Below are 4,106 nucleotides of genomic sequence, written 5' to 3'. Positions count from 1 at the left end.
GTCTGTAGAAAGCTGAAGCAGAATTAATTCATTAAAAATGAAGGCATTCTGATTCTATTTTTAGATTTTCTACAGGCTCGTTGGCTGCTCTATATTTCCCGCACTGACATTCATACACCTCCGGAGCCTGATGTGCGGCAGTTATTGCTGATTACCTGCGTAGGCGCAGTCCTGGAATTCTTTGATTTTGCCATTCTGTTTTTGTTTGCTGATGTTTTGACCCGGGTGTTTATTCCGGGGGAAGAGGGCAGTCGCCTGTGGATTTTTGCCATTTTTGCGCTGGGTTATCTGACCCGCCCCTTGGGTGGTTTGCTGTTCAGTCACTTTGGTGACCGGATTGGTCGTAAGCGACTGTTCCGGTTGTCGATTCTGCTGATGTCTTTGGCAACACTGGGCATAGGACTACTACCGGGTTATGCGCTGGTGGGTGGGTTGGCGCCGGCATTGTTAGTGCTGTGCAGGATTATTCAGGGACTTTCGGTTGGCGGGGAGTTGCCCGGTTCAATCATTTATGCCGCAGAGCAGGTGCCTCCCAATCAGCGCGGGCTGGTGACGGCCTCCATCATTACCTCGGCTACGCTTGGGCATGTGCTGGCCGGTGCGGTTGCCATATTGATTGCTGCAACGCTGACGGAAGGGGAAATTCAACAGTGGGGCTGGCGTTTGCCATTCTTCGCCGGTGGGGTGCTTGGAGTGGTCGGTTATCTGGCGCGGCGACACATTGCTGAAACACCACTGTTCATTGCTATCGTGGAGCGAGGGGAGGTCGTCAAAGTGCCGTTCCTGGAATTGTGGCAGCATAACCGACAAAACCTGTTGATTGCCATCGGGCTGGTAGCTATTGCCGGCACGGTGTCTGCCTTTTGCTTGTTCCTGCCGTCCATGATTGCCCAGCACCTGCATTACAGCCATCTGAGTGCTTATGGATTTACGACAACTGCCATGTTGTTATTGGCGGCGGGTACGTTTTGTGCGGGTGTGGTGTCTGACAGGATTGGTCGTCGTCGAGTGATTCTCACAGGTTGTGCCGTGTTATTGCTGTGTATGTTACCAGCGATCCACTGCATGCTGTGTGGCCACTTCTGGGTACTGTTGATGGTGACGGTCTTGCCGGCGTCATTGATCAACGGCTGTTACCAGGCGACGATTACTGAATTGTTTGATACCCCGGTGCGTTATTCTGGGCTGGCTATCAGTCATAACCTGGGTATTTCGCTATTTGGTGGTGCGTCCCCTTACCTGATGGAGTTACTGTGTGGCCAGGGTTTTCTACTGGCACCGGTGCTGTTTCTGGGGCTTGCCGCCTTGCTGGCAGGGCTTTCAGGGCTGACTATGCCATGCCGCTACCGTACAGGGTTGGATCACAATAAGTCAGTACGGCTGGTGTGACAAAATCCGATGTGTCACCCGTAACGTGTTATGTAAAACCTGTCGGTAGCAACGTCTTCAGTAACATGTTGAAAGCAATAATATTTAAAAGCTTGGCCGAAACTGCCTCTCATGGGAGTGAGTGCCACCGTCGATAGTAACAGCAGTGAACAACCACTGGGCCAACAAGGACGGACGCAACATGTTTGACAAGGAGCTGGCACACTACCGACAACGGCTGTTTTCCCACCCTCTGTACGAACGCATTGATACCCGGGAAAAGCTGGCCACCTTCATGGAAACCCACGTGTTTGCTGTGTGGGATTTCATGTCGCTGGCCAAGCGCCTGCAACACGATCTGACCGGCATGGCGCTGCCCTGGCGCACACCGGTGGACGCCAATGCGGCACGGTTTATCAACGAGATCATCCTCTGCGAAGAAACCGACAAAGATCGCCACGGCCACCCGGCCAGTCATCTTGCTATGTACCTGGAAGCCATGCGCGAGATCGGCGCGGATACGTCCGTGTTCGAGGCCTTCCACGATGCCCTGCACAACGGTGTCCCCTGGCAGACCGCGATTCACGCCAACGGCATACCGGCCCATGTGCGCACCTTCGTGACCGATACACTGACCGTGGCCATTGAGGGCAGCAGCGCGGATGTGGCCAGTTATTTCCTGTTCGGGCGGGAGGATGCCATTCCGGAGATGTTCTCCGCGCTGCTGTCGCAGTGGGGCATTGAGCCTGCCAGCATCCCGGGCATGATGTGGTACCTGGAGCGCCATATCGAGCTCGATGGTGACGAGCACGGCCCGGCGGCGGAAGCGATCCTGCGGCTACTGACCCAGGGCACCGAAGACGGCATGGCCCGGGCGCTGGTCATGGCGCGCCAGGCGATTTCGGCGCGCATGGATCTCTGGCAGGGCGCGCTGGACGCCATCACCGAAACCCGGGTCGAGCAGGCTGACCGGCAACAGGAAGACTAGGCAGGAAAATGGGCCGGAATGTGCGAATCGCAGTTGCCTCGGGACGGTGGTTTGGGTATGATTCGCACCCGTCGTGAGGGCAAGCCTCGCGGTTGTGTCGGAGCGTAGCGCAGCCTGGTAGCGCACCACAATGGGGTTGTGGGGGTCGGAGGTTCGAATCCTCTCGCTCCGACCAGTATTAACCTTCAATGCTGGTCTGATTTTTTCTGAAGTTCACCTTCATACTCTATCCTGAAGCCTTTTCCAAGTATTCCTATCCGAGTCCCGCAAAAGCCTTTTCTGCGGTTTTCATCCCGTGAATCACGACGTGGCCACTAAACGACAAAAGCCAATTTGCTGCGCTGCTATTCAGTGTTGACTGGCAACATGGCTGACGCCTGCAAAGTGTGATTAGATAGCGCCATTTTCATGCACAGCCGTGCAGTAACGAGCTAGTGAGGCCCATGCTCCGCCACGTCAAAGTGACCAGGCCAGACCTTCGGGCGGTAGCGTCTCTGAAAATCAAACCTTAGGGGATGCATTGGTTCGCCTATGCAAATTTATTGACGAATAGATAGTGTGTTATGCGAACTTGGTTTGTATAAATCTCTGTTATAAGCCTCAGGGAAATTATGAGTTATTTGAAAGCTCCATTAAGAATAGATAACGCAATAGAGCAGTTTTGCTCTGAAATTAGTGATGAAAAACCTGTATATCTTGAGCTTGAAGCTGAGCCTTATTGTGTTCCACTTGAGTGCTTCCCTAATGTTGATTTAAAAATAAAAAAGGATGGAGGCACGAAGGTGTATGGTTGGCAAATATGGATTTGGGAAGATGTTTTTGTTGAGGCTGAGTTCCACTCTGTTTGGAAATCTGATGATGGAACACTAAAAGATATAACACCGAAAACAGATTCAACAAAGCGAATACTTTTCCTGCCTGATTCAAAGATAGTTTATGAAGGTAAGCAAGTAGATAATATTAGAAAGCCACTTTCCAAGAATCCGCTTATCAGAGATTACATCAATACTCATAAGGCTCGTTTTTCTCTGCAAAATTTTGGAGATAGAGCCTATAAACATGAACTAACTTTGGAAGGTGAGGAGTATGAGATATTTCGATGGTTGCTCACTTGGCAAACAACATTACAAAATATGCTTGGAGACAACCTTACAAAAAATTCCCGTTGTCCTTGTGGTAGCGGGAATAAGTTCAAATCGTGTTGCCGTGAAAATTTAACTTCCGGTCTCCAAGAACTGGAATCTAAGTATTCATTTACCGGCTTATAATAAGTGGTTCCAGGTGACGCCTACGGCGTACCTGAACCAAGCGTTGAGTCTGTAGAAAAACGTCTGGAAGCACTGGCAGTCCGCGGCATAGCAGATATCCTTTAGGAATCTGCCCCAGAGTTCTATTTCGAGCCTTGCCATGCCTCGCTTCAAGCCGTACGACACGCGTCAGAATCTTTTATTACCGATTAACCTGGCAGAGCAACTTGTGCCCGGTTCTTTTGAGTACACCCTGAACTATCTGGTGGATCATGAAATCGATACCTCCATCTTTCATGATCATTACCATAACGATGATACCGGGAGCCTGGCGTATGACCCGGCCATGCTCTTGAAGATCGTATTATTTGCCTATTCCCGCGGCATCACGTCCAGCCGCAGGATTGAGAAAGCCTGTCGTGAGAATGTGGTCTTCATGGCGCTTTCAGCTGACAGTCAGCCGCATTTCACGACCATTGCCGACTTTATCAGTCGTATGCACA

At 51.3% G+C, this 4,106-nt stretch carries 4 protein-coding genes and 1 tRNA gene; all 5 read left to right on the top strand.

Annotated features, from left to right (window positions below; translation table 11 throughout):
• The first annotated feature begins 132 nt into the window (after nt 1-132).
• Nucleotides 133-1,389, top strand: a complete 1,257-nt coding sequence (locus ABD892_RS02955; protein ID WP_345193686.1) for an MFS transporter — start codon at nt 133-135, stop codon at nt 1,387-1,389.
• A gap of 181 nt (nt 1,390-1,570) precedes the next feature.
• Entirely contained in the window at nt 1,571-2,356 is a 786-nt protein-coding gene (locus ABD892_RS02950; RefSeq protein ID WP_345193684.1) for a DUF3050 domain-containing protein, read from the top strand.
• Between the two features lie 98 nt (nt 2,357-2,454).
• A tRNA-Pro gene (locus ABD892_RS02945) sits at nt 2,455-2,531 on the top strand.
• 436 nt (nt 2,532-2,967) lie between these two features.
• Nucleotides 2,968-3,624: an SEC-C metal-binding domain-containing protein gene (locus ABD892_RS02940; protein WP_345193681.1), complete on the top strand. Its 657-nt coding sequence runs from the start codon at nt 2,968-2,970 to the stop codon at nt 3,622-3,624.
• A gap of 139 nt (nt 3,625-3,763) precedes the next feature.
• The coding region (locus ABD892_RS02935; RefSeq protein ID WP_345193679.1) for a transposase at nt 3,764-4,106 on the top strand (343 nt) is incomplete at its 3' end.

Origin of the sequence: Kistimonas scapharcae (genome assembly GCF_039540975.1) — a bacterium.
Lineage (GTDB): Bacteria > Pseudomonadota > Gammaproteobacteria > Pseudomonadales > Endozoicomonadaceae > Kistimonas > Kistimonas scapharcae.
Note: the sequence above shows the minus strand (reverse complement) of the source record. Positions and strands in the feature narration are given on the sequence as shown.

Coding starts and splice junctions, on each gene's coding strand:
- ABD892_RS02950 (WP_345193684.1), top strand. CDS start 1,571: ATGTTTGACAAGGAGCTGGCACACTACCGACAACGGCTGTTTTCCCAC.
- ABD892_RS02940 (WP_345193681.1), top strand. CDS start 2,968: ATGAGTTATTTGAAAGCTCCATTAAGAATAGATAACGCAATAGAGCAG.